General features: G+C 40.5%; 18 protein-coding genes. 8 read left to right on the forward strand and 10 right to left on the reverse strand.

All coding sequences use genetic code 11. From position 1 onward, the window contains the following. Positions 1-4: 4 nt before the first annotated feature. Both ACPUEY_RS00600 and ACPUEY_RS00605 read right to left on the reverse strand, forming a co-directional pair. Positions 5-1,258: an exonuclease SbcCD subunit D C-terminal domain-containing protein gene (locus ACPUEY_RS00600; RefSeq protein WP_425120754.1), complete on the reverse strand. Its 1,254-nt coding sequence runs from the start codon at positions 1,256-1,258 to the stop codon at positions 5-7. A 392-nt stretch (positions 1,259-1,650) separates the two neighbouring features. Next, complete coding sequence (locus ACPUEY_RS00605; RefSeq protein WP_131274146.1) at positions 1,651-2,028, reverse strand: VOC family protein; 378 nt, start codon at positions 2,026-2,028, stop codon at positions 1,651-1,653. Between the two features lie 302 nt (positions 2,029-2,330). Between ACPUEY_RS00605 and ACPUEY_RS00610 the strand changes: the two genes are divergently transcribed. Further along, on the forward strand, positions 2,331-3,293 hold the full coding sequence (locus tag ACPUEY_RS00610) for a diguanylate cyclase (RefSeq protein ID WP_425120755.1): 963 nt from the start codon (positions 2,331-2,333) through the stop codon (positions 3,291-3,293). Positions 3,294-3,356: 63 nt separating this feature from the next. Here ACPUEY_RS00610 and ACPUEY_RS00615 read toward each other — a convergent pair whose 3' ends face one another. The 3 genes from ACPUEY_RS00615 to metG all read right to left on the reverse strand — a co-directional run bounded on the left by ACPUEY_RS00615 (position 3,357) and on the right by metG (position 7,854). Beyond that, positions 3,357-4,325, reverse strand: a complete 969-nt coding sequence (locus ACPUEY_RS00615) for an MBL fold metallo-hydrolase (RefSeq protein WP_425120756.1) — start codon at positions 4,323-4,325, stop codon at positions 3,357-3,359. A 116-nt stretch (positions 4,326-4,441) separates the two neighbouring features. After that, the gene (locus ACPUEY_RS00620; protein WP_425120757.1) at positions 4,442-5,707 is read right to left on the reverse strand and encodes a DUF6602 domain-containing protein; all 1,266 of its coding nucleotides are present in this window, start codon (positions 5,705-5,707) and stop codon (positions 4,442-4,444) included. A gap of 89 nt (positions 5,708-5,796) precedes the next feature. Beyond that, entirely contained in the window at positions 5,797-7,854 is a 2,058-nt protein-coding gene (metG, locus tag ACPUEY_RS00625) for a methionine--tRNA ligase (RefSeq protein ID WP_425120758.1), read from the reverse strand. A 308-nt stretch (positions 7,855-8,162) separates the two neighbouring features. Here metG and ACPUEY_RS00630 point away from each other — a divergent pair, with 308 nt between their 5' ends. Further along, positions 8,163-8,951 carry a hypothetical protein gene (locus ACPUEY_RS00630; RefSeq protein WP_425120759.1) on the forward strand — a complete coding sequence of 263 codons (789 nt, stop codon included), beginning with the start codon at positions 8,163-8,165 and terminating at the stop codon, positions 8,949-8,951. 270 nt (positions 8,952-9,221) lie between these two features. Next, entirely contained in the window at positions 9,222-10,025 is an 804-nt protein-coding gene (locus ACPUEY_RS00635; RefSeq protein WP_425120760.1) for a hypothetical protein, read from the forward strand. Positions 10,026-10,322: 297 nt separating this feature from the next. On the opposite strand, the gene ACPUEY_RS00640 is transcribed toward ACPUEY_RS00635, so the two are convergent. Next, entirely contained in the window at positions 10,323-10,517 is a 195-nt protein-coding gene (locus ACPUEY_RS00640) for a hypothetical protein (RefSeq protein WP_092819820.1), read from the reverse strand. Between the two features lie 554 nt (positions 10,518-11,071). Here ACPUEY_RS00640 and sbmA point away from each other — a divergent pair. From sbmA to ACPUEY_RS00655, 3 genes are all read left to right on the forward strand, one after another. Continuing rightward, on the forward strand, positions 11,072-12,268 hold the full coding sequence (gene sbmA / locus ACPUEY_RS00645) for a peptide antibiotic transporter SbmA (protein WP_425120761.1): 1,197 nt from the start codon (positions 11,072-11,074) through the stop codon (positions 12,266-12,268). A gap of 116 nt (positions 12,269-12,384) precedes the next feature. Next, positions 12,385-13,455, forward strand: a complete 1,071-nt coding sequence (locus ACPUEY_RS00650) for a DUF1176 domain-containing protein (protein ID WP_425120762.1) — start codon at positions 12,385-12,387, stop codon at positions 13,453-13,455. A gap of 325 nt (positions 13,456-13,780) precedes the next feature. Beyond that, the gene (locus ACPUEY_RS00655) at positions 13,781-14,776 is read left to right on the forward strand and encodes a hypothetical protein (RefSeq protein WP_425120763.1); all 996 of its coding nucleotides are present in this window, start codon (positions 13,781-13,783) and stop codon (positions 14,774-14,776) included. A gap of 91 nt (positions 14,777-14,867) precedes the next feature. On the opposite strand, the gene ACPUEY_RS00660 is transcribed toward ACPUEY_RS00655, so the two are convergent. After that, a complete protein-coding gene (locus tag ACPUEY_RS00660; protein WP_425120764.1) occupies positions 14,868-15,446 on the reverse strand; it encodes a DJ-1/PfpI family protein in 579 nt (192 codons plus the stop codon). A gap of 234 nt (positions 15,447-15,680) precedes the next feature. Here ACPUEY_RS00660 and ACPUEY_RS00665 point away from each other — a divergent pair, with 234 nt between their 5' ends. Beyond that, entirely contained in the window at positions 15,681-16,199 is a 519-nt protein-coding gene (locus tag ACPUEY_RS00665; protein ID WP_425120766.1) for a hypothetical protein, read from the forward strand. Positions 16,200-16,323: 124 nt separating this feature from the next. Here the strand turns inward: ACPUEY_RS00665 and ACPUEY_RS00670 are convergent, their stop codons facing one another. After that, complete coding sequence (locus tag ACPUEY_RS00670) at positions 16,324-17,055, reverse strand: carbonic anhydrase (RefSeq protein WP_425120767.1); 732 nt, start codon at positions 17,053-17,055, stop codon at positions 16,324-16,326. 474 nt (positions 17,056-17,529) lie between these two features. Between ACPUEY_RS00670 and ACPUEY_RS00675 the strand changes: the two genes are divergently transcribed. Beyond that, positions 17,530-19,332 (forward strand): NACHT domain-containing protein, encoded by a 1,803-nt coding sequence (locus ACPUEY_RS00675; RefSeq protein WP_425120768.1) that lies wholly within the window; start codon positions 17,530-17,532, stop codon positions 19,330-19,332. A 46-nt stretch (positions 19,333-19,378) separates the two neighbouring features. Here the strand turns inward: ACPUEY_RS00675 and gatB are convergent, their stop codons facing one another. Both gatB and gatA read right to left on the reverse strand, forming a co-directional pair. After that, positions 19,379-20,854: an Asp-tRNA(Asn)/Glu-tRNA(Gln) amidotransferase subunit GatB gene (gene gatB / locus ACPUEY_RS00680; protein WP_425120769.1), complete on the reverse strand. Its 1,476-nt coding sequence runs from the start codon at positions 20,852-20,854 to the stop codon at positions 19,379-19,381. Further along, positions 20,854-22,332, reverse strand: a complete 1,479-nt coding sequence (gene gatA, locus ACPUEY_RS00685) for an Asp-tRNA(Asn)/Glu-tRNA(Gln) amidotransferase subunit GatA (RefSeq protein WP_092819811.1) — start codon at positions 22,330-22,332, stop codon at positions 20,854-20,856. The genes gatB and gatA overlap by 1 nt, the downstream gene beginning before the upstream one ends. Positions 22,333-22,355 lie beyond the last annotated feature (23 nt).

Genomic DNA, 22,355 nt, shown 5'->3' on the forward strand with positions numbered 1-22,355 from the left:
GTTCTTAGCGTATTTGTTGTTCTTCAAGTGATTTTTGTGCTTCGTGCATCAGACTCATAAAATCGTTCAAGACGGTTTCATCATTGCTATAGCCCTGTTTTTCCCAGATCTGCTGAAACAGTTTTTCCGGGGTTGGCGGTTCCAGGCAGATTTTTGCAATTGTTGAGCTGTCATTTTCTACAGATAAATATTGCCGCGAAATGCGCACCAGACGATAGCGGTTTTTAGGCAGGGCTTCTTCAAACTGTTGTCTTAAATTGGGCAAGGGTGGCGTCAGGGTGTGATATTCAATATCCACATATTCACGCTGATCCATCTGTTCAATTTCACCTTCGGGCAAGGCCTTGAGTTTTTGCATTACTTCATTCAGCTCGCCACGAATTTTATGCAGCTGAATGTAGCGCGGGATGGCAATCGCTTCAAACTGAAAGCGTGATTCGTCCTGCTTTAACGGATCAATCTGCACCTCTACAATCTGATGCTTATAGTGAATTTCACTAAATGACAAAGGAATAGGCGAACCGCTATAACGGATGTGCGCATGTTGAACTTTTTGCGGTTTGTGCAAATGCCCCAGCGCGACATAATCAATACAGTTATCAAATAATGCCGTCGATAAGGCTTCTTCATTGCCAATAATAATCGGGCGTTCCGAGTCGGATGTTTCACCGCCTTGCATATGCGCATGTGACATCAGAATAAGCGCCTGATCATCCATTTTACGTTTTTTGGCTTCTGCAATCAGTTGCTGGTGCAAATAAGCAATCGCATTTTGACTATTGGTGGTGTGTTCATTAAAACCAGTAATTTCTGCCGGACGTAAAAAGGGCAGCGCCAAACACCAGGCCACAATGTGTTTCTGTTGATCATAAATCGGAACCAGCAACCGGTCTAAATCAATCTGACCATCCTCATTTTTATGAACTACGCCGACGGTTCTGGCATTGTATTTTTCCAGTAAGGGCTCGACCTGTTCAATACGATAGCCCGAGTCATGGTTACCGGCAATCATCAGGGTTTGCATATGCGGGGCAAGGGCATGGGCATCGGCCAAGAATTGATAAAGCTGTTTTTGCGCGCTGGATGCAGGATTGATGACATCAAAAATATCACCGGCGATCAGTAATGCATGGGGCTGTTTCTGCTGGATTTGTTGAAGCAGCCAGCTTAAAAACTGTTCATGTTCATACTGGCGTGAATGGTTATAAAAGAATTGTCCCAGATGCCAGTCTGATGTATGCAGAAAATGAACAGCCACGAATGCCCCAAATCACAATGGATAAAATGAGCTTATAAATTATCATAAATCATGCCACCTATTCTGCCTTTCATTGTCGATGTAGTCGCTTAATTTATGTTAATTACTTAGGGTCTGTTGACATTTCATAAATGGCTTGCGTTGTAGGCTAAAATTGATCAGACAAGGAATGAAATGCAAAGAATGGTGGTTCCATTTTTAAATTTCATGACGCAGTTTGAGATAATTTTAGCCACAACCCTTCGGGACTAGAGTATTTTTTGATGCTACGTCGTTGTGAACTACGCATTTAGAATGACTAAATTTTGTATTTCACGCCTCGTATCCTCTAAAAAATACTCTTAGTCGCAAACATAGACGAAGTGTCAACAGACCCTAATTCTAAAGCTTTTTTATTGGGCATTTTCATCTGCTTCTACCAGGCCAAAAGTATTGTGATCGGGGTCAAGAAAATATCCCTGCCAGCAACGCCCAGGAATGGCAAATTTGTCCATGGCAATTTGACCGCCTGCATTCAGAATTTTCTGTGCGACTTCATCGAAATTTTCAACTAGTACAGAACAGGTATAAGCATTGGTACCACAATGGGTTGGAGGGATTTCTGCAGGGCGTTTCAGTAAACCGCCAGACATGTTCTCAGTTTGGATTTGATAATACTCAATCGGCAAACCTTCAACCTTACTAAATTTCCAGCCAAAAACAGACTGGTAAAAATCGATGTCTCTGGCTGGATTGGAAGACTGGATTTCAAAGTAAACAATATTATTCATCATCTGATCCTGAGTGTTGTTTTGAAAATTTTAGAAAAATACAGGGATGTTGTTCCAAATGCAGAACATAGGGATTACCTTGAAAATAAATCAAATTGCTAGAAATATATGTTTCTTCTTGGAGAGAAATTGTAGAATAAATAATCATCTTGAAATGTAAAAATGTTCAGTGGTGAAAAAGCAGTTTTTATGGGGGAGCCTGTTTCAGGCAGGTTAGTCATCAAGCGCGTATTGAAATGTCGTGTAGGGTAAAACCAGAACATATTAAGACATTTTTTGTGCATTCAAATTAGAGTAGTCTTATGTCGAACAATCCGTTTGATGAGCAGCAATTGTCGAATGACATGTTTTATAAAACATTATTAGAGTCGACTTTGGCCATACCCTGGAGCATAGACTGGGCCAGCAAACAGTTTAGTTATATTGGTCCTCAAATTGAAAAGTTACTGGGCTGGGAACAGAGTTCCTGGAAGTCGGTGCAGGACTGGGCAGACCGTATGCACCGGGATGATCGTGATCATGTCCTGAATTATTGTGTGTCGCAATCCATCGCCGGTATAGATCATGAAGCGGACTATCGTGCCTTAAAGGCAAGCGGTGGATATTGCTGGATTCGTGATGTGGTTCATGTGGTACGAAAGGAAAATGGTGAAGTTGAACGTTTAGTCGGCTTTATGTTTGATATTTCTGAACGCAAGAAAAAAGAAGAGGAACTAAAAGCGTTGCACCGCAAGCTGGAAGAATTTTCCTATAAAGACGGTTTAACTGAAATTGCCAACCGACGCTTATTTGACGATTTCTATTCACGTGAATGGGACAACGCAATACGTGAACAAAAGCCCCTGTCGGTCATTTTGATCGATATCGATTTCTTTAAACAATACAATGATTTTAATGGGCATATTATCGGTGATGCCTGTATCAAGCAGATTGCACAGATGCTGGAAAGCTGCTGTGTACGTCCACGTGACCTGGTGGCACGTTATGGGGGCGAGGAATTTGCGATTGTATTGCCAGAAACGAATTTAGAGGGGGCGATTCAAATTGCAGAGAATATCCTTCGTATGATGAATCAGGCAAATCTCCCTCATCGGGCATCTCCGATTTCAGAAAATGTCAGTTTAAGTCTGGGGGTGAAATGTATTTGTCCGACAGAGAAAGATGACAAAATAAACTTTTTAAATATGGTTGATAAAAACCTGTTTAAAGCCAAACAGACCGGACGCAAACGTTTTGTTGCCGATGAAGCGAAAATCACGGTTTAGGTCTTAGCAGTTCATTAAAAAATAATCCCCTGTATTGAGGGGATTATTTTTATACATCTTTTATCAATCCTTAAAATGTACTGGAATCCACTGGTAGCTTTTCCCATCTTTTGAATAGATATGCCCAAGACCCGGGAAAGGTAAATGCGGGGCAGCAATCAGCTGACCGTCTTTGGCATATTCGGCAAAGTGTTTTAAACGTGTCTGTACCGCTGCTTTGGGATCAGTATCAAATTCAATCGCGGTTTCAGGGCGGTCAAACTGCAAAGTGTGTGAATGCACGATGTCGCCAATAAACACGACTTCCTGACCATCAGCTTTGAGTTTAAAGCTGTAATGCCCCGGGGTATGTCCGAAAGAAGGCTTAAATTCGATTCCACCCAATGCCAATGATTTGTCCGAGAATACCTTCACTTTTTTGGCTTTTTCATATGGAGCTAAAGCCGCTTTAATTTTTTCAACTGTACCCAAGAAACCTGCTTGCTTGTCTTTTGGCAGTTTCTTCACGGTATTGGGATTTAGCCAGTAGTCATATTCTGTTTTTGAAATATGCAAAGTGGCATTTGGATAATTCGCTACGCCGTTATTTGAGATGCCGCAGACATGGTCAGGGTGTAAGTGGGTGAGGAAGATGTCATTCACTTGTTCAGGTTGATAACCTGAAGCTTTCAGGTTGTTAAAGATTGAACCCAGATGTGTGCCAAAGCAGCTTGCTGCACCGCTGTCGACCATGAGCAGTTGCTTGCCTGTATTGATGAGAAAGGCATTGACTGAGGTTTGAACGCCTTTGTCATTTATAGCAGCATATTTTTTTAGGATGACGCTTTTTTCGCTGTCGCTTAAGCCTTTAAACATGGATGGGTTTAGGTAGTTCGTACCATCAAGCAGGGCGGTGATTTGGGTATTACCGAGCTGGTGATGGTAGTAGCCAGCCACTTGTTTTTGAGCGGTGATGGTTGGTTCAGCTGCCTGCGTAGTGAAGGCTGTGGTGCTTAGAGCAAGGGTGAGGAATAGGGGGGGTAAAGTTTTCATAGGTTTTTATAAGTTCTAAGGGGATAGATATTTTTTATCATACTTCGATAATACATTTTAAAATATTATTGAATGCTCCCTCTCCATATGTGGGTAAGGGAGGCTTGACTAGAGGATTAAGGCTTAATTTTAGCTAATGCTCTATTAGTCCTAGTTTTTGCATTTTTTTTGCACTGGGGGCAATCTTCGAAGAGATTTTCTTTTTGAATGTAATAATGGGGTAATAGCACATCAAATTTACTACCTAGCTTATTAAGGATAATTTTTTCATATGCCAAAAAACCCTCCTCATATTTTAATAAATCTTTTAAATCAATATTATCCGGATTGTAAATTTTTACTAATGATCCAGAGTTTTTGTTAGCTATTAAGAGTAGCTCATCAAAAAGTTCGCTAGTACTAATATATTGAAATATTTTCTCAAGATTTTGACTATTAATTTCTTTTAAATATTCAATTGCTTGTGCTGATCTATGCTTTGTACACTTTGCTAATTCGAAGTATTCGCCGTAAGCAAATTTAAAAGAAATATTAGTGCTAAAATCAATATTACCAATATTGTAATAGTTGCCTATGTCTACAATATCTGTTCTAGTGCCTCTTAATAGCTGTAATAAGATGTGGTGGAAATAAAATAAGTGATCATTATGATTTGGATTGCAATAATATTGAATTTGGTCTTGTTTTATGCTGCTTAATGTATCGGAAAGTATCACACTATTATTTTGGTGAAATGGTAGGAAAAAGCCGTGATCTAAAATGCATATTGCATTAGGGAGTAAGTCAGAAGAATAATGATCTTTTAAACTACTTATATGAGTATTTAATTGTGTGTGATCAAAGTCTGTTGTATAGGCAAAAATAATTCCAAATCCTTCATTAGAAAAACCACTGGAATGATTTGTTAAGTTTTTTCTTAATTTTTTATATGAAGCAATATTTTCAAATGCAGATTCAAGTTCATTGAGGGTTAGTTTTGATTTAACCTGAATTGTACCATATGTATTTTCAACGGGATGAACTTCTAAGGATTTTCCTCTTTTCATCAAAATAATATTTTCATCATTATTAGTAAGAAGAATATCTAGTTCTCGAGAATAATTGCCGTTAGTATCCGTCACTCGACTACTTGTTTGACTTATCCGATACTTAGAAGGTACTAAATTACTATTAAGCAGGTATTCACGTAGAATTTCCTCTCGATGATTGCCTAAGTCACGTGTATGTTTCATTCCCTTAGATTTATTATATTGAGTCATTATTTCTTCTTGAGAAATTACTAATTCATTTCCTAAACCTTGAAATTCATATTTTTTTAATTTTAATTCCCTAACTCTTTGGGTTGTATCTAAGAATGGTTTTACAGGATTGACTGAACTCATTTTTACCTTTTCCCTCAAATTTTCATTTATCAATATTAAGAAAAAGCCCCTACATCAGTAGAGGCTTTTCTTATCTAAGATTTAAAATCTTAAGACACTTTATCACCCGGTTTAGCACCAGATTCAGGTGAAATCACCCAAACGCCATCGCCATTACCTGCAGCTAAAACCATACCGTTAGAAATGCCAAAACGCATCTTACGTGGAGCAAGGTTCGCCACCATCACTACCAGTTTACCTTTCAAGTCTTCCGGTTGGTAGAACTCACGAATACCGCTAAATACATTACGTGGTTCAGCTTCACCAACGTTTAAAGTAAGTTGAAGAAGCTTGTCAGAACCTTCAACCGTTGCAGCTTCTAAAACTTCAGCCACACGTAGGTCAACTTTCATAAAGTCTTCGATACCGATGATTTCAGCTTCACCCACTTTAGGCTCAGCTTTCTTTTCTACCTTCTTCTCTTTTTTCTTTTCAGCTTTTGGTGCTTCAGCAGGGGCAGCTAAAGAATCTTTAGAAGCATCGACCATTGCCGCCACAGCTTTCGGGTCCACACGTTGCATTAAAGGTTGGAACAATGCAATTTCATGACCGACCAGAATTGTTTCACGAGAAGCGAAATCGAAAGCATCTAACTGCAAGAAGGCTTGAACCTGTTCAGCCAAAGTCGGCAATACAGGAGCCAGATAAACCGCCAATTGACGGAACAGGTTAATACCCACTGAACATACATCATGTACCTGTTGTTCTTCACCTTCAATTTTCGCCAGTGCCCAAGGCTTTTTCTCATCGATATACTGGTTGGCTTTGTCGGCAAGCGCCATGATTTCACGAATCGCCGCTGAGAATTCACGCGCTTCATATTGAGACGCAATTGAAGCACCCGCATCAATAAAGCTTTGTACCAGTTCAGGTTCTGCACAGGTTGCAGATAATTTGTTCTCAAACTTGGTGTTGATAAATTTCGCACAGCGGCTGGCAATGTTGACCACTTTACCGACCAGGTCAGAGTTTACTTTCTGAACGAAATCATCAAGGTTCAAGTCAGAATCTTCAACTTTATCCGAAAGTTTAGATGCAAAGTAGTAACGTAGGTATTCAGGGTTCAAGTGCTGTAAATAGGTTTCAGCTTTAATGAAGGTACCGCGAGATTTCGACATCTTCTGACCGTTTACAGTCAGGAAACCATTCACAAATAAGCCTGATGGCGTACGGTAGTTTGCACCTTCAAGCATTGCAGGCCAAAACAGTGCATGGAAGTAAACAATGTCTTTACCAATGAAGTGATAGACTTCGTTTTTCGAATCTTTTTTCCAGTAATCGTCAAAGCTCAAATCAGGACGTTTGGTTTTGATGTAGTTTTCAAAGCTCGACATATAGCCAATTGGCGCATCGACCCAAACGTAGAAGTATTTGTTTGGCGCATCCGGAATTTCAAAACCGAAGTAAGGCGCATCACGGGAAATATCCCAGTCCGACAAACCTGCTTCAAACCATTCATCCAGCTTGTTGGCAATCGACACAGGCAGGCGGCCTTCGTCACGGGTCCATTTTTGCAGGTATTCACCAAAGTTAGGCAATTTAAAGAAGTAGTGATCTGAAGATTTCTCTACAGGTGTCGCACCGCTTAAAGTCGATTTCGGATTGAGTAATTCTGTTGCGTTGTAGGTTGTACCGCAGACTTCACATGAATCGCCGTATTGATCTTCCGCTTTACATTTCGGGCATGTACCTTTAATGAAACGATCCGACAAGAACATACCTTTTTCAGGGTCAAATAACTGGGTGACGGGACGAACTGCAATGTTGCCTGCTTCACGGTTTTTCACATAAATTTCAGAAGCACGGGCACGGTTGGTGTTGCTATGGGTTGAATCGTAGTGGTCAAAGTCAACCTTAAAGCCGGCAAAGTCACGCTCATGTTCTTTTTGTACATTGGCGATTTGCGCTTCAGGCGAAATACCGTTGGCTTCTGCACGCAGCATGATGGCTGTACCGTGAGCATCATCCGCGCAGACATAAGTCACGTCATGACCCATTGCACGCATCGCACGTACCCATATATCAGCCTGGATATAACCGAGTAAGTGACCCATATGAATCGGGCCATTGGCGTAAGGAAGGGCATTGGTGACTAGGATTTTACGCACGGATTCACTCTCTCATTCGTATTCATTATGCAATGGGCCATAATTTTACATGATGCAGAGGGGATTACAAAGAAATGCTTTAGCTGAAGCGCAATGAATAAAGCGACCTGAATCTTCAAATACAGCATTCGGTATCATCCGATGCGCGACGATTAAACAATTGACCGAGGTAAGTTAACGCTACTTTCTGCAATCAATAGCAACAACATGTACAGGCTTTGTTGCAGTTTACTTAATTCGTCCGTTTGGGTGCATGCTTTGTGCTAAAAAATTGTCTGATCATTTTATGACACCTCAGGAGGGTACTCATGACTCAGAATAACCAGACAAGTACTTCGAAGCAAAACCCAGATAAAGAACAACATGCACGAGAATTGAATGAGCAAGTGGAAAAAGAGCAAAAGCAGAACGAGATCGATAAAAAGCATAATCAGGAAGTTCTAGAAGCCCAGAAGCACAATACTGATGAAAAGTCCGAAGCTAGGCAAGGCACTCAGCCAGGTGGCGAACATGCAGACCAGAAAGATAATTCTAATCAAGCTCAGTCTGGCAAGTTAGATCAAAAAACTGAAAGCATTAAGATGGATGACTTAAAAGCGAAGGCAATCGCGATTGGTGAGGATCTGCTGAAAAAAGCTGAAAAGATTCTGAATGAGCTAAAAAATGGCAAGTCAGACAGCCAGCAAAATGGTGAACAGGGTTCGGATGACACGAAAAAGGCTAAAGCAGATCATACATCGGAAGATAAATCGGCAAATCAGTCAGATCAGCAGGACCGTATGGCACATTTAAAAGATGAGGCCCTACACAAGTTTGAAGACACCAAACAGAAGATTATGGAGTTGGTCAATGAAGCCTCTGTCAAACTGGGTGAACTGAGACAGATGGCGACGGACACAATGAGTAAAATGAAAGGAGAAGATCAGTCTCAGTCTGGTGAGTCGAAAAAACAGGATCAGGATTCTTCGTCCAAGGACAATCAGGATAAAGACCAGAACTCAGCTCACACCAACAACAAAGATGAGGCCAAAAAGGATCAAGATAAACCCCATCAATCTGAGCAACACAAGTCTGACCAGAATAAAAATCATCAATAAGGGTTTCAATTTTAAAGATACTTCATTCAGGGCATGGTTGAAGGGGATAGAACGGCCGAAAAATTGAAGATTGTCCGGATGGCATCCGAACATGCTCCAGCTGCAGATTGGGCAATCTCTTAATCAGGCAAGTTGTGATTGGGTGGCTAGGGTTGATTGAATCTCGCTTGGGATTCAATCAACGTCATAGTATTTATTTTATAGCGCTATATGCTGTAATGAATACCTGTGATAATAGGCACTTAAAGCAATCTGCCAAGAGTAAAGACCATGATTGACCAGGATGATTTTGATTACGACCCACCTGTAACGCGTATTCAGCAAAATCAGCAGAATAAAGTGCAAATGGGCAATCAAATCTTGAAAGAAGCCGAACAGTATCTGGAAGAGATCTCGGCAGATGAACATGCTTTTCTTATCAAAACATTATTGGGCTTAGCCGAGCAGGAACCGTATTTCCAGGTACTGGCAGAAGAACTTGATCAGCCCCTGGGGGCGAAAGTTGCCAACGATGCTCTAAACCTGCTGTATTTCTGGCAAGCGGTTCATCAGTTTGAAGATATCGAAAAATTTAATTTACTCGACATCATTAATGGCGAATATTTTCAAACAGAAATGCTTAAAGCATTTGATGCTTTAGAGATTGATGACAGCATCAAAGCACAGCGCCGTTTTGTGCTGCTTGAAAGTTTTAAGATGTATAAACTTGGTTTTTATAGTGGCTGTATTCCTAACGTCTATGCACAGCTCGAAGGCATCTTGACCGATGTACTGATAGAGGCTGGCTTTTTAAAGCACAGTGGAACCAAGTTTGTTGATGTTTATAAAATTGTTCCAGGCTTAAAAGGCAACGAGATAAAAAGCCTGTGGCATAAATCTAAAATTGCAGCAGAGCTGAATCCTTATTTTCCCGAACTTGCAGCATACCAGATGGATAGCAGTTCAACCGTGAGCATGACCCGGCATAATATTTTGCATGGTACGGATCTGAATCATTTTAATCAGGGGCGCAGTTTCGTCTTGTTTATCTGGCTGTTTTCTGCGCTAAGCTTTATGAGTACGCTTAAATATTGAAAAAAAACTGGTGTAAACAATATTCAGCTTAAAGCAGCTTGGTTGGGGGATGCTGGATGGACTAGAGATAGAGGGAACTTTTAAGCTTCATAACAGATCAAGCATCTATCTCTTTTTCTATGGCTTTGATCAGCAGAGGAGGCTTTTTAGCCAAACTTTATGATTGTTTAGTGGTTGTTTAGCTTTAGGGTTGTTTATGGCACATCAAAAATCTCGAACTTGAGTTTAGGGAAGGTGTACCCAAGTTGAGAATTCCGTAGTCAAATTTTCTAAATCACTATAAAAATCCAATGAAATTTATAGCTCACGCCAGACTGTATTTTCATCTCGCAAAGAAACAGTAAAGTTAAAATTTGAGTCGTCTGATACCAGCAGGCTGGTCGGTGTTTGCATAACGACTTTTAAAATAGTGCCTTGTTCAAAAACCAGCGGATTGCAGTTTTCTTTTTCCAAGGTTACGGGTTTTAATAATTCGATGATTAATTTTTCCATTTCACTTCCCCTGTTTATTAGAAATTAGATTAATTATACCATAAATTGGTAAATATTTAACCAATTTTATCAGTTTTGCGAGTTAAATCAAAAACAAACGGATAAAAATCATTATGTAGTCGACATACTGAAGAAGTAAATGAGAAGGGATTAAAGTTTATATTTTGATTTATCTTCCATTTTTGAACATTTCCATAAAACTTTTAGGGATTTAATGGCTGGATTATTTTTAAGAAAATTTTAATTTATCCAGTCTAAGCTGGGTCAAGATCTGGCTTAAAGTCATCAGTGCTGTGTTGAATGCAGGATGTCGCAGATTTTAAGCTGAACTGAATGGTTAAGACATCATCATAGGGCGAATGAACCCTACCATTTGCTGATTAAGGTGTCAGCCCAAGACAATATTTCATCTGAAAAAACATTTCACAAACAGTGTATAAGTTGCTACAAAGATGAAAAGACGAGAATAATAGCCGCTTCACCCATCCGTCTTAAATGGGCCGGGTGGTTGATTGGCAAGTTTGAAACTAAAAATAAAGGAATAGCTTGAGCGAATGTTTAAATCTTTTTTTCCTGACCCGAAGTGGTTCTTTTCATCGTTGGTACTCTGGTTTGTCATCAATATTGCACTATGGTATTCCGGCGGAAGTGGCTGGGGAACATTTTTAGGCTTTGCACCGGGTTATGCAACAGCAGAATTACCGATAGGGGTAAGTCGCTTTTGGGCCCCTTCATTTTTATGGTTCTATCTGTGGTTCATGGTTTCAACCGTTATTTTTGCCCTGTTCTGGCGCTTAAAATCCAGCAATCCATGGCAGGGCTGGTCGGTCTGGGGCTCGGCTTTTATTCTGTTTAACATCTGGTTTGCCGTACAGGTGAATGTGGTGGTGAATGCCTGGTACAGCCCCTTTTATGACCTGATTCAGAAAATGCTGAGCAATGGCGGTGGCGATGTCAATTTACTCTACAGTGAGACCTTGACTTTCCTCTATGTCGCCATGGTCTATGTGACCATTGCCGTATTTAACCTGTTCTTTGTCAGCCATTATGTATTCCGTTGGCGTACGGCCATGAATGACTATTACACTGCACATTGGGAGCAGCTACGCCATATTGAAGGGGCTTCGCAGCGTATTCAGGAAGATACCATGCGTTTTGCCAAAACCACCGAAAGTTTGGGAGTGAGTTTCATTCAGGCTCTCATGACGCTCATGGCATTTTTACCGGTGTTATTGCAGTTGTCATCGCATGTCAAACAGCTGCCAGTGGTGGGTGAAATTCCTTATGCGCTGGTTTGGGCTGCCATTAGCTGGGCAGTGCTAGGTACCGTGGTGTTGATGGTCGTCGGGTATAAATTGCCGGGTCTGGAATTTAACAACCAGAAGGTTGAAGCTGCCTACCGTAAGGAACTGGTTTATGGTGAAGACTATGCCGATCGTGCCGATCCGCTGACCTTAAAAGAACTGTTCAGTCGCGTGCGTTTTAACTATTTCCGTCTGTATTTTCATTATGCCTATTTCAACATGGTGCGCATCTGGTACATGCAACTGGACAATCTGTATGGCCTGTTTGTGCTGTTTCCAAGTATTGCCGCAGGGGCGATTACCTTGGGTTTGATGATGCAGATTGCCAATGTCTTTGGCAAGGTACGCGAGTCATTCCAGTATTTAATCGAGTCTTGGCCAACGATTATTGAACTGCTTTCAATTTATAAGCGTTTACGGGCATTTGAATCGACTTTGCATAAATAATGAAGAATCAAATTGAGCAACAGAACCCGCATGATGCGGGTTTTTTATAACGCTTTATATTTCACAATCATGAAAATGTTGAAGTATAGTAATTAAAAAGGGAAGGGGCAGAAAAAATGAAAAGGTTTTATGCGTGGACTTCGCTTTGCTGTCTGGCCGTGACCAGTCCTCTAACATTTGCCAAAGAAATTCAAGGCATGTCTTTTTCTCATCAGGATTGGGAAGTGTATTGCAGTAATATCGGCACCTGTCGGGCAGCAGGCTATCAGGATGATCATCTGCAAAGCATGCCCGCCACAATCTTGTTGACCCGTAAAGCTGGAGCAAAACAAACCGTACAAGGGACATTTGCCCTATCCAGTTTTGATCAAGCCTTAGATAACAAAAAACTGAATAGTTTAAACTTTTTTATCAATAATCAGGATTATGGCCGAGTCAGGATTAACATTTCAGAGCAACTGCTTACAGGATCGCTAAATAGCAAACAGCTCAATGCACTGTTACAACAGACCCGGAAAAAAGTGAACATCGTATTTAAAAATGCCTATTACACCTGGCAGGTTTCTGATGCAGGCATGACGGCTTCATTATTGAAAATGGATGATTTTCAACAACGTATGGGTACGGTAGGTGCTTTGGTAAAGCCTGGTACGGCAGGTGAGTCGAAAGTATTGGCAGCACAGCCTAAGCGAGTAGTCACCAAAGTGAAAATCCCAGAAAAACCATATTTAATTCTTCAGCCCAACACCAGAGAGTACCAAAACCTGCATCAGTTACTCATAGCAGCCCGGCCGACACAGTCAGATGTAGCTGAATTTTGTGAAGGTATTTATGATGGAGATGGTGCCAAACCACAAGCGATTGAACTCTATAAGCTCACCAATAACAAAGTTCTAGCTACCACCCTATGCTGGCGCGGAGCCTACAATGAAGGCTATGGGGCTTGGGTAATGAATCAATCTTTAACAGGCAAAGCCAGCTTTGTGACCGAATCTGCATCGGGTTTTGCAGCAGGCGAAATCAGCAGTGCACAAAAGGGTCGTGGTATTGGTGATTGCTGGAAGATCAGCGAATGGATTTGGCAGGGACAAGCTTTCGTTCAAACTGTAGATCGCTGGTCTGGCATGTGTAAAGGTTTTGCCGGTGGTGCCTGGGATCTTGATTTAATTGAAGCCGTGGTGAAATAACCCATTTCATTTTTGCTTTTGAGTACGCCAGCTGGCTATTTATATAAAAGATTAAATTTACATCAGGTCATGATGGAAATTGCCGAATAGCTTCCAGAATAACTAAAGCTTCACCAATCATACAAAGTTTCAAATTGGCTAAAAAGTGTTATCTCCTTCAGATTTCAGTGCTAAAACTTTTAAAAGATTGGCAGTTATTTTGCCTTTTTAGGCAAAAAATTATCATTTAACTTGAAGGGAATTAATAATAAAATCAAAGTGCTATATTTGTGATTTTCCCAATTTTGATATATTTTTGAGTTACAGCATCAGTGAGCATTAATACGTGAATTTCAAAACATTCATCTTGATTGGCGGAGTGGGCATCACTTTACATGGCTGTACCAGTTTTAATGCTTTGAGCTCAGATGATTCCGCTAAAAATTATGCTTCAGCACAGGAAATGATCGTTCAAAAAAATATTAACCAACCCAATGGACAGGCCAAAGAATATGTCTATTCATGGGGAGTAAAACAGAATGACAAAGAGCCGCAATCTTTATATCCAAGAAAATATTTAAACAATTACTGTTCTGCCAAGCAGGGCAAATTCACGCTGCTCTATAAGAGCTCCATGACTCTGGTCAAGGATGCAACGGATAAAAAGCGTTTATCTGCATCCGGCAATGTCAAACAGGGCATAGGTGCCTACAAGTGTGTACAAAATAATGGGCAAAGCTGGATTGCATCTATTGAGCCGGTGGCTGAACGTAAACTCAATGAGGGTCGTGATACGCGTGTCGTCAGTTTGCAGACCAAGCTGATGTCTGCGGAGGAAGCCAAAAAGTTTTATAAAAATATCCGTGTGACTGCAAATGTTGCAGATAAAAAAATCAGTTCCAATGATCAGGGCAATAAAAAAGCGCCGAACAAGTCTGTGCCTCAACAAGAGGCTGAAGCTAAAAAAGAAACGGAACTGAAAAAAGAAACCAAGCCTGCAGCAGAGTTACCTGAAAAACAGCCGCTAAAAGTGGTGGAAAGCCCGCAACAGCAGCAGATGAAATTTTACGTCGCTGCACGCCGTGATTTAAATAGCGGTAAAAATCAGGTGGCTGCCTGTAATAATGCGCAGCGGGCCTATAATTATGGCAAATTGCAGGGAACGGAGGGAACCCGGGTCTATACTGAATCGGGGATGCTGGTGGCGCGCTGTTTAACCAGTGTGCCGAGTTATAGCAACCGCTTTTCGAATTCTAAAGCTCAAGCAAGGCGGGTCTTGCAAAATTTAGCCGTGAACTATAATCACAGTGGGGCGAAAAATATGCTCAGGCAGATGAAATAAAAAGCTATTTTACCCGTCTTTATCAGTGCCATGTTCCATCATCATGGATGGAACGTGAATGTTGAAATTTTCAAATTTTAACGTGGCAGTATTACAGGTTAATCGTTGCACCCAAGGCTTTCACAAATTGCGCCATCCAGGCAGGGTGCGCAGGCCAAGCCGGTGCAGTCACCAGATGTCCGTCGGTGACTGCTTCAGTCACGGCGATATCGGCATATAAACCTCCTGCAAGTTTGACTTCCGCTGCACATGCAGGGTAAGCAGAACAGGTTTTACCTTGAAGTACATCGGCAGCTGCTAAAAGCTGCGCACCGTGACATACGGCTGCAATCGGTTTTTGAACAGCATCAAATTCACGCACAATTTCCACCACACGTGCATTCATGCGCAGGTATTCAGGTGCACGCCCACCCGGAATGACCAGTCCTACATAATCTTCGGTATTGACTGAGTCAAAGTCATAATTGATAGCAAAGTTATGACCACGCTTTTCACTGTAGGTTTGCTCGCCCTCAAAGTCATGAATGGCTGTGGCGATGCTGTCACCGGCTTTTTTATCCGGGCAGACTGCATGCACGGTATAGCCCAGGCCAGTTAAAAACTGAAATGGCACCATTGTTTCGTAGTCTTCTGCATAGTCGCCCACCAGCATCAAGATTTGTTTAGCCATGATTTTTCCCTCTGTTCAGATATGATTTATATAAAGTTTTATTTTCATTCACCATAGCATAAGCAGAGGTCCTTTTTAAGGATGAAGTGGCTTTCTTTAGTCGAAGCCGGAAACCCTTCAAATTGTCAGGTGGATAGACAAGCTGAAAAAGAAGCTTGATTTTACACAGCCATAACAGGCTGTGCCCGGCAATTTATGATAAAAAGACAGCAGTTCAGAATGGAAGTTTGCTTTATGTTTTACTCTATTTTCACCACCTTGGGTCGTCGCTTTACTCGAATCGGTTGTTCTGTTTTGATGGCAACTGCGGTCATGGGAACAACACAAGTTGCAATGGCCGGACCAACGGTGGATCAGCTGAGTAACTGTCTGGTGAAATCCACTACGGCAGCAGATAAAACAACGGTGCTGCAATGGACCTTTGTTGCGTTATCTGCACATCCGGAATTGAAGAAATTCAGCAATGTGAATGCAGAACAGAGAACCCAGCTGGATAAAAATTTAGCTCAGGTCTTACAGCGTATATTGGTGGATCAATGCGCGAGCCAGACTAAAGCAGTCATTGCGACGGAGGGTGTACAAGCGGTGGGCGACAGTTTTCAGGAGCTTGGACAAATTACCGGTGAGGAAATTTTAGAAAATCCTGAAGTAGAAAGTCAGCTCAAAGGTGTGCTGCGCTATGTGGATTTAAATAAACTGGTGATCACGTTTTTGACGCCGGATTTGTGGAATAAGTTGGGAAAAATAAGATGAAACAACCATAAAAAAGACCTGAATTCAGGTCTTTTTTATGTTCAAGGGCTAAGAATTAAAAGTAACGTATATTTCAAAAGATGTGTGGAGATATAAATCGCTTTCTGTATAAATATTGGTGGCTTTATTCCAAAACCACACGTGCATTTTGCGGTTGTACAGGTCGATTGTTCCGATGCTCCATCAGTTTTGAAAATGCTTCAATTTGTTGTTTCGATGCCTGTTGAATGTCTTTTAAAACAATCCAGCGGACACCCTCGGTACAAGGCGGGGTAGTGAGTGAACCGTTAAAGCGGTAGTACTCCAGGTTGTCAGGTAAAAATGCAGATGCCAGGTCCTGTTGCTTGAGTGGAATGGCAGCACCGGCTTTTTTAGGTAATTCTTTCCACAGTTTAGCCAGTTTCTGGTTTTGTTTTCCTTCGTCAAACATCACCGCAACCACAGCAAGCTCACCCGTAGTTGATGCATGCACCAGATGCATTTCCATAGGGTAGGATTTACCCTGAATCTGGTTTTCACTGGGGCTATGCAAATGGAATTGTTTGAGTTCAAATTGTTGATTGTCCAGGTTTAAGTCATTGCCTGGCTTGAAATTAATTTGAATGGTATGGCCGTTATGAATAATGTCTTGAGCTGAAGTGTGGTAATTAAATTTAAGTGGTGGCAGTTTGGCTTGTACGGTTTGATGAATATTAATAGGGGATTGGTTCGCCCCGGCACAGCTTTGATAGTTTGTGTTTAAGCTGGCCCAATGTTCAGGGGCTTTGTGACTGGCATAACCCCAATCGTGATTTGAGCCAGCTTGAGCTGTGTGAACCGTGGATAAAGTTAAAAGTGCTATTGTTCTAAAAATCATTATTTACTCTACATTTCATGCTTTATAGTTGGGCATGTATAGTCTAAAAAAACAGCATGAGCTGCAAAAGGAAATGAATATAAAATATACAGTTAATGTTGTTTTTTTGAAGTTTATATTTTTATAAAGTGTTATTTTTACAGGTGAAATTAGAAGTTAAAGTTAATCCTCTCCCTAGTTCTGTCCATTCTTGCGCTTCGTTTTAAAAACAGTGCTTTAAAACTTGCTCAGGAGAGGGAACACCGCGTATCAAATTGATAATGTGGCAAAAGATATTTCTCTCAATGGGATGAGTAATAGTGTTGCGTGAGGAGAAGGTGATAGTCACCTATAAAGAAAAAATTTTAAATTTTTAAAGCTTTATATAACTCTGATTTTTTTATTTGTTGATTTCATAATTCATAGCTATAATTTTTTATTTATTCTAATTCAGCTATTATTTAGTCAATAATTAATCTTTAAATTGAGGTTTATATGGTAGACCCTTCAGCACTAGCTTTACTTAAAGTTATAAACAAGCCGCTTAATGATCTATATGATTTTATTAGAAAAGAAACCAAATTTCATCTTGAAAAACAAAAGTTAAATGATATTTCGGGAAAACTAGATAATAAAATAGAGAATATAAAAAAAGTAAAAACTATTTATAAAGGGGATGAAGCAATTGATTTAAATTTATTTTATTATCCACCTTACATTAATAGTGATAATGGGTATATAAAAGCTGAAAGTATAGGAGATATTTCATCAAAAAACTTCGTGATTGAGGGTGTTGCAGGTCAAGGTAAATCAATTTTATTACGATATTTAACGTATAGAGAATATCAAGAAGAAAAAAGAATACCAATTTTTATTGAATTAAGAAAATTAAATGAAAAGGCTGAGATTTTTAGTTTTATAAAAGAATCAATTAGCTCATGGGTTTTTTCAGTTAGTGATGAATTGTTAAATTGGGTATTAAAATCTGGAAAAGTAGTTTTATTACTTGATGGTTTTGATGAGCTAAAAGAAAAAGATGTATCAAATGTAATCAAAGATCTTGAAAGCATTAGTCAACAATATCCACAGACACAAATTGTAGTAACTTCAAGACCTGATAATGCTATTCAATCTAGTAATTTTTTTAAGGTTCTAAGTATAAGACCCTATGAAGATGATGAAATAATCGGTTTAATTAGAAAGCTTGTAGATGATGATGACTCTTTTGGAAATCTCGTAAAAGCATTGAAAGAAAGCCCATTAAAAGTTGATGAGTTATTAAAAACTCCTTTAATGGTTACTCTTTTTGTAATGACATATAGAGCAAAGTTAATTATTCCTGATAGTCTGTCAAAATTTTATGAAGAATTATTTAGTGTACTTATTTATAAGCATGATAGGACTAAACCTGGGTATCAAAGAGAATTTAAAAGTAGTTTAAATGAAAGTGAGCTACAAGAGTGGTTCGAGATTCTGTGTTTTATTTCTAAAAATGAAAATAAACTAATTTTTAATAGCCGACAAGACCTTTTGGAATGTATTAAAAAATCAATATCTAAAAAATTTCAAAAAGAAGATCCATCAGCTTTATTAGAGGATATTAGTAAAAATCTATGTTTAATTATTCGGGATGGCAATAACTATAGTTTTATTCATCGTTCTATTCAGGAGTTTTTTGTAGCTTCATTCTTTAAAAAGAGACCTCAGGATTTAGCTGAACAGACTTATAAAATTTTAAATGAGAAAAGTAAAAAATATAATTCTGAGATTAGATTTTTATCAGAAATTGATAGTTATAGATATAAGAAATATTTATTAAACCCATCGCTAGAGTCTTTCTTTCAAATTTATCCTAATCTTAAATCTTTTAAAGAAAGTATACATATTAATTTAATTGAAGGTTATGATAATTATGAGATACAAGTAGATTTAGATAATATAGACAACTCCATATCCAAAAAATATGTGGAAGCAACAATTTCGATAGTAGATACTACTCAAACCTTAAATGATATGAATAGTAATTACTTATCTCATTTGATTTATCATCACTTAATTTCATGTAGAGAAGCATCAAAAGCAATTTTTGAAAATTTAAGAAATTATGGTGTCGATAGATTTGTTCAAACTATGCCAATTCTAGATGATAAAATTAAAATAAATAAAGTTTCTAAATTTTTTCGTAATGAAAACAGTAATCTAATTGATAAAATTTATGAAAAATTTCAAAAACAACTTCAGGATTGTCAGTTTGAAATTAATCATCAAGAAGATCAAGGCTTTTTAGATTTAATATAAAAGAAAACCCGCTCTAAAGCGGGTTTTCTTTTAAATAGAGATCAGATCAACCAATCAATTTCTTCATCAATTCATTCACTTGCGCAGGGTTCGCTTTACCTTTCGCTGCTTTCATGACTTGACCAACAAGACCGTTAAAGGCTTTCTCTTTGCCAGATTTATACTCTTCAACCATCTTCTCGTTGGCAGCAAGTACTTCTTTAATAATTGCTTCAATTGCGCCTGTATCAGTTTCCTGTTTCAAGCCTTTTTCAGCAATAATTTCGTCCGCAGTTTTGCCTTCTTCCCACATAAAGCCGAACACTTGCTTCGCAATCTTACCGTTAATTGTGTTATCTACAATACGGGCAATCATGCCACCCAATTTTTCAGCTGTTACAGGAGAGTCCGCCAATTCTAAGCCTGCTTTGTTTAAAGCACCCGAGAATTCACCCATTACCCAGTTTGCAGATACTTTACCTTGTGCAGCACCGCCAGCAAATTTCACCACGTCTTCGTAGAACTCTGACATTTCACGAGTCAGCGTTAAAACGTGCGCATCGTACTCAGTGACAGCAAAGTCAGCCACAAAACGCGCACGACGTGCAGCAGGAAGCTCAGGCATAGTCGCTCGAATCGCTTCGATTTGCTCGTCGGCAATAATTACAGGCAACAAGTCTGGATCAGGGAAGTAGCGGTAATCGTTCGCTTCTTCTTTAGAACGCATTGAGCGCGTTTCCATCTTCACAGGGTCGAACAGACGAGTTTCCTGATCAATGGTGCCGTCCCATTCCAGGATTTCCATTTGACGTTCAATTTCAACATTGATCGCTTGTTCAATGAAACGGAATGAGTTCAGGTTTTTCAATTCACAACGCGTACCGAAGGGTTGACCCGGACGACGTAGCGATACGTTACAGTCTGCACGGAATGAACCTTCTGCCATGTTACCGTCAGAAATGCCTAACCAGCGAACCAGCGTGTGAATCGCTTTAATGTAGGCAACCGCTTCTTCAACCGAACGCATATCTGGTTCAGATACGATTTCAAGCAGTGGCGTACCTGCACGGTTCAAGTCGATGCCTGACATGCCTTCAAACTGGTCATGGATCGATTTACCTGCATCTTCCTCAAGGTGCGCACGGGTTACGCCAATGCGTTTGGTGGTGCCATCTTCAAGCTGGATGTCGATATGACCCAAGCCCACAATCGGGTTGTCCATCTGGCTAATCTGGTAGCCTTTAGGCGAATCCGGATAGAAATAGTTTTTACGGGCAAATACAGATGCCTGGTCGATGTACGCGTCAATACCCAAACCAAAACGAATCGCTAAATCCACTACTTCTTTGTTCAGTACTGGCAATACGCCCGGCATGGCTAAATCAACCAGACTTGCCTGAGTGTTTGGATCATTACCAAATTCGGTTGATGAACCCGAGAAGATCTTAGATTTCGTCGCTAGCTGAGTGTGAATCTCGATACCAATGACAACTTCCCAACCATCAATCAGGTTAGATTTTGGTTTAGCGTTGTTCTTCGCCATTATGCATTCTCCTCAGCAATTGCAGCGCGTTTTGTATGCCAATCGGTTGCTTGTTGATACTGGTGTACCACAGACAGCAATTGCGATTCTGACCAGTAGTTACCAATCAGCTGTAAGCCAACTGGCAGGTTGTCTTTGTCAAAACCAACAGGCGCGTTAATCGCAGGAAGACCTGCAAGGTTCACCGCGATGGTGTAGATGTCACCCAGGTACATTTCAACTGGGCTTAAGTTTGCACCGATCCGGTATGCAGTGGTTGGCGCAGAAGGCGCGGCAATCACATCGACAGATTCGAATGCTTTCAGGAAGTCTTGCTGGATCAGACGACGTACTTTTTGTGCTTTCACATAGTAGGCATCGTAATAACCGGCAGACAGGGCATAAGTACCAATCAGGATACGACGTTGCACTTCAGCACCGAAACCTTCTGAACGTGAACGCTTGTAGAGGTCCATCAAGTCCACTGGGTTTTCACAGCGGTAGCCATAACGCACGCCGTCATAACGTGACAGGTTTGAAGATGCTTCAGCAGGGGCAATCAGGTAATAGGTCGGCACGTAGCTTTCTGTCATGTTGAGATCAATCTCAACCAACACAGCGCCCATTTCTTCTAACTTTTTCAATGATTCTTCAACACGTGCTTTGACGTCGGCATCTAAGCCGGCAACGTTAAAGTATTGCTTTGGAATACCAATGCGTAAACCTTTAACTGAGGTAGCATTCAGGTTTGCCACATAATCATCAACGTCTTTTTCTACAGAGGTTGAGTCTTTCGCGTCATGACCTGCCATCACGTTCATCAAGTAAGCACAGTCTTCCGCCGAACGCGCCATTGGACCGCCTTGGTCTAAAGATGAGGCATAGGCAATCATACCGAAACGAGACACACGGCCATAGGTCGGTTTAAGACCAGTCAAACCACAGAATGAAGCCGGTTGACGGATCGAACCGCCGGTATCAGTACCAGTGGCAAAAGGAGCCAAATCTGCTGCAACCACCGCTGCAGAACCACCAGAAGAACCACCTGGAACGTGATCCAGTGCCCACGGGTTTTTGGTCGCGCCAAAATAAGATGACTCAGAGGTTGAACCCATGGCGAATTCGTCCATGTTCACTTTACCTAAAGTGACTAAGCCCGCAGCTTTACCTTTCGCTACAACGGTAGCGTCGTAAGGAGAGATAAAATTGTCCAGCATTTTGGAACCGGCAGTGGTTTTAATGCCTTGGGTACAGAAAATATCTTTATGCGCAATTGGCACACCGGTCAATGCTGTGGCGTTGCCGGCCTTGATTGCTGCATCTGCGGCGTCGGCTTGGGCCAATGCCTGCTCGGCGGTTACGGTCACATAAGACTGTACTTGGGCATCGATTTTTTCAATGCGTTTTAAATAATGTTCAGTCAATTCGCGAGACGAAAATTTAGCCCCAGCTAAACCTTCGGAAAGTTCACGAATTGATAAGCGATGTAAATCTGTCATGAGAAATATTTCTTTACGTTTAA

Origin of the sequence: Acinetobacter sp. G11, assembly GCF_049808495.1 — a bacterium.
GTDB classification, from domain to species: domain Bacteria; phylum Pseudomonadota; class Gammaproteobacteria; order Pseudomonadales; family Moraxellaceae; genus Acinetobacter; species Acinetobacter kookii.

Excerpts from the sequence above, each read along its gene's own strand:
- ACPUEY_RS00630 (WP_425120759.1), top strand. The coding sequence starts at position 8,163 with ATGACTCAGAATAACCAGACAAGTACTTCGAAGCAAAACCCAGATAAA.
- ACPUEY_RS00675 (WP_425120768.1), top strand. The coding sequence starts at position 17,530 with ATGGTAGACCCTTCAGCACTAGCTTTACTTAAAGTTATAAACAAGCCG.
- ACPUEY_RS00620 (WP_425120757.1), bottom strand. The coding sequence starts at position 5,707 with ATGAGTTCAGTCAATCCTGTAAAACCATTCTTAGATACAACCCAAAGA.
- sbmA (WP_425120761.1), top strand. The coding sequence starts at position 11,072 with ATGTTTAAATCTTTTTTTCCTGACCCGAAGTGGTTCTTTTCATCGTTG.
- ACPUEY_RS00635 (WP_425120760.1), top strand. The coding sequence starts at position 9,222 with ATGATTGACCAGGATGATTTTGATTACGACCCACCTGTAACGCGTATT.
- ACPUEY_RS00670 (WP_425120767.1), bottom strand. The coding sequence starts at position 17,055 with ATGATTTTTAGAACAATAGCACTTTTAACTTTATCCACGGTTCACACA.
- ACPUEY_RS00665 (WP_425120766.1), top strand. The coding sequence starts at position 15,681 with ATGTTTTACTCTATTTTCACCACCTTGGGTCGTCGCTTTACTCGAATC.
- ACPUEY_RS00610 (WP_425120755.1), top strand. The coding sequence starts at position 2,331 with ATGTCGAACAATCCGTTTGATGAGCAGCAATTGTCGAATGACATGTTT.
- ACPUEY_RS00615 (WP_425120756.1), bottom strand. The coding sequence starts at position 4,325 with ATGAAAACTTTACCCCCCCTATTCCTCACCCTTGCTCTAAGCACCACA.
- gatA (WP_092819811.1), bottom strand. The coding sequence starts at position 22,332 with ATGACAGATTTACATCGCTTATCAATTCGTGAACTTTCCGAAGGTTTA.
- ACPUEY_RS00640 (WP_092819820.1), bottom strand. The coding sequence starts at position 10,517 with ATGGAAAAATTAATCATCGAATTATTAAAACCCGTAACCTTGGAAAAA.
- ACPUEY_RS00605 (WP_131274146.1), bottom strand. The coding sequence starts at position 2,028 with ATGAATAATATTGTTTACTTTGAAATCCAGTCTTCCAATCCAGCCAGA.
- ACPUEY_RS00660 (WP_425120764.1), bottom strand. The coding sequence starts at position 15,446 with ATGGCTAAACAAATCTTGATGCTGGTGGGCGACTATGCAGAAGACTAC.
- gatB (WP_425120769.1), bottom strand. The coding sequence starts at position 20,854 with ATGGCGAAGAACAACGCTAAACCAAAATCTAACCTGATTGATGGTTGG.
- ACPUEY_RS00650 (WP_425120762.1), top strand. The coding sequence starts at position 12,385 with ATGAAAAGGTTTTATGCGTGGACTTCGCTTTGCTGTCTGGCCGTGACC.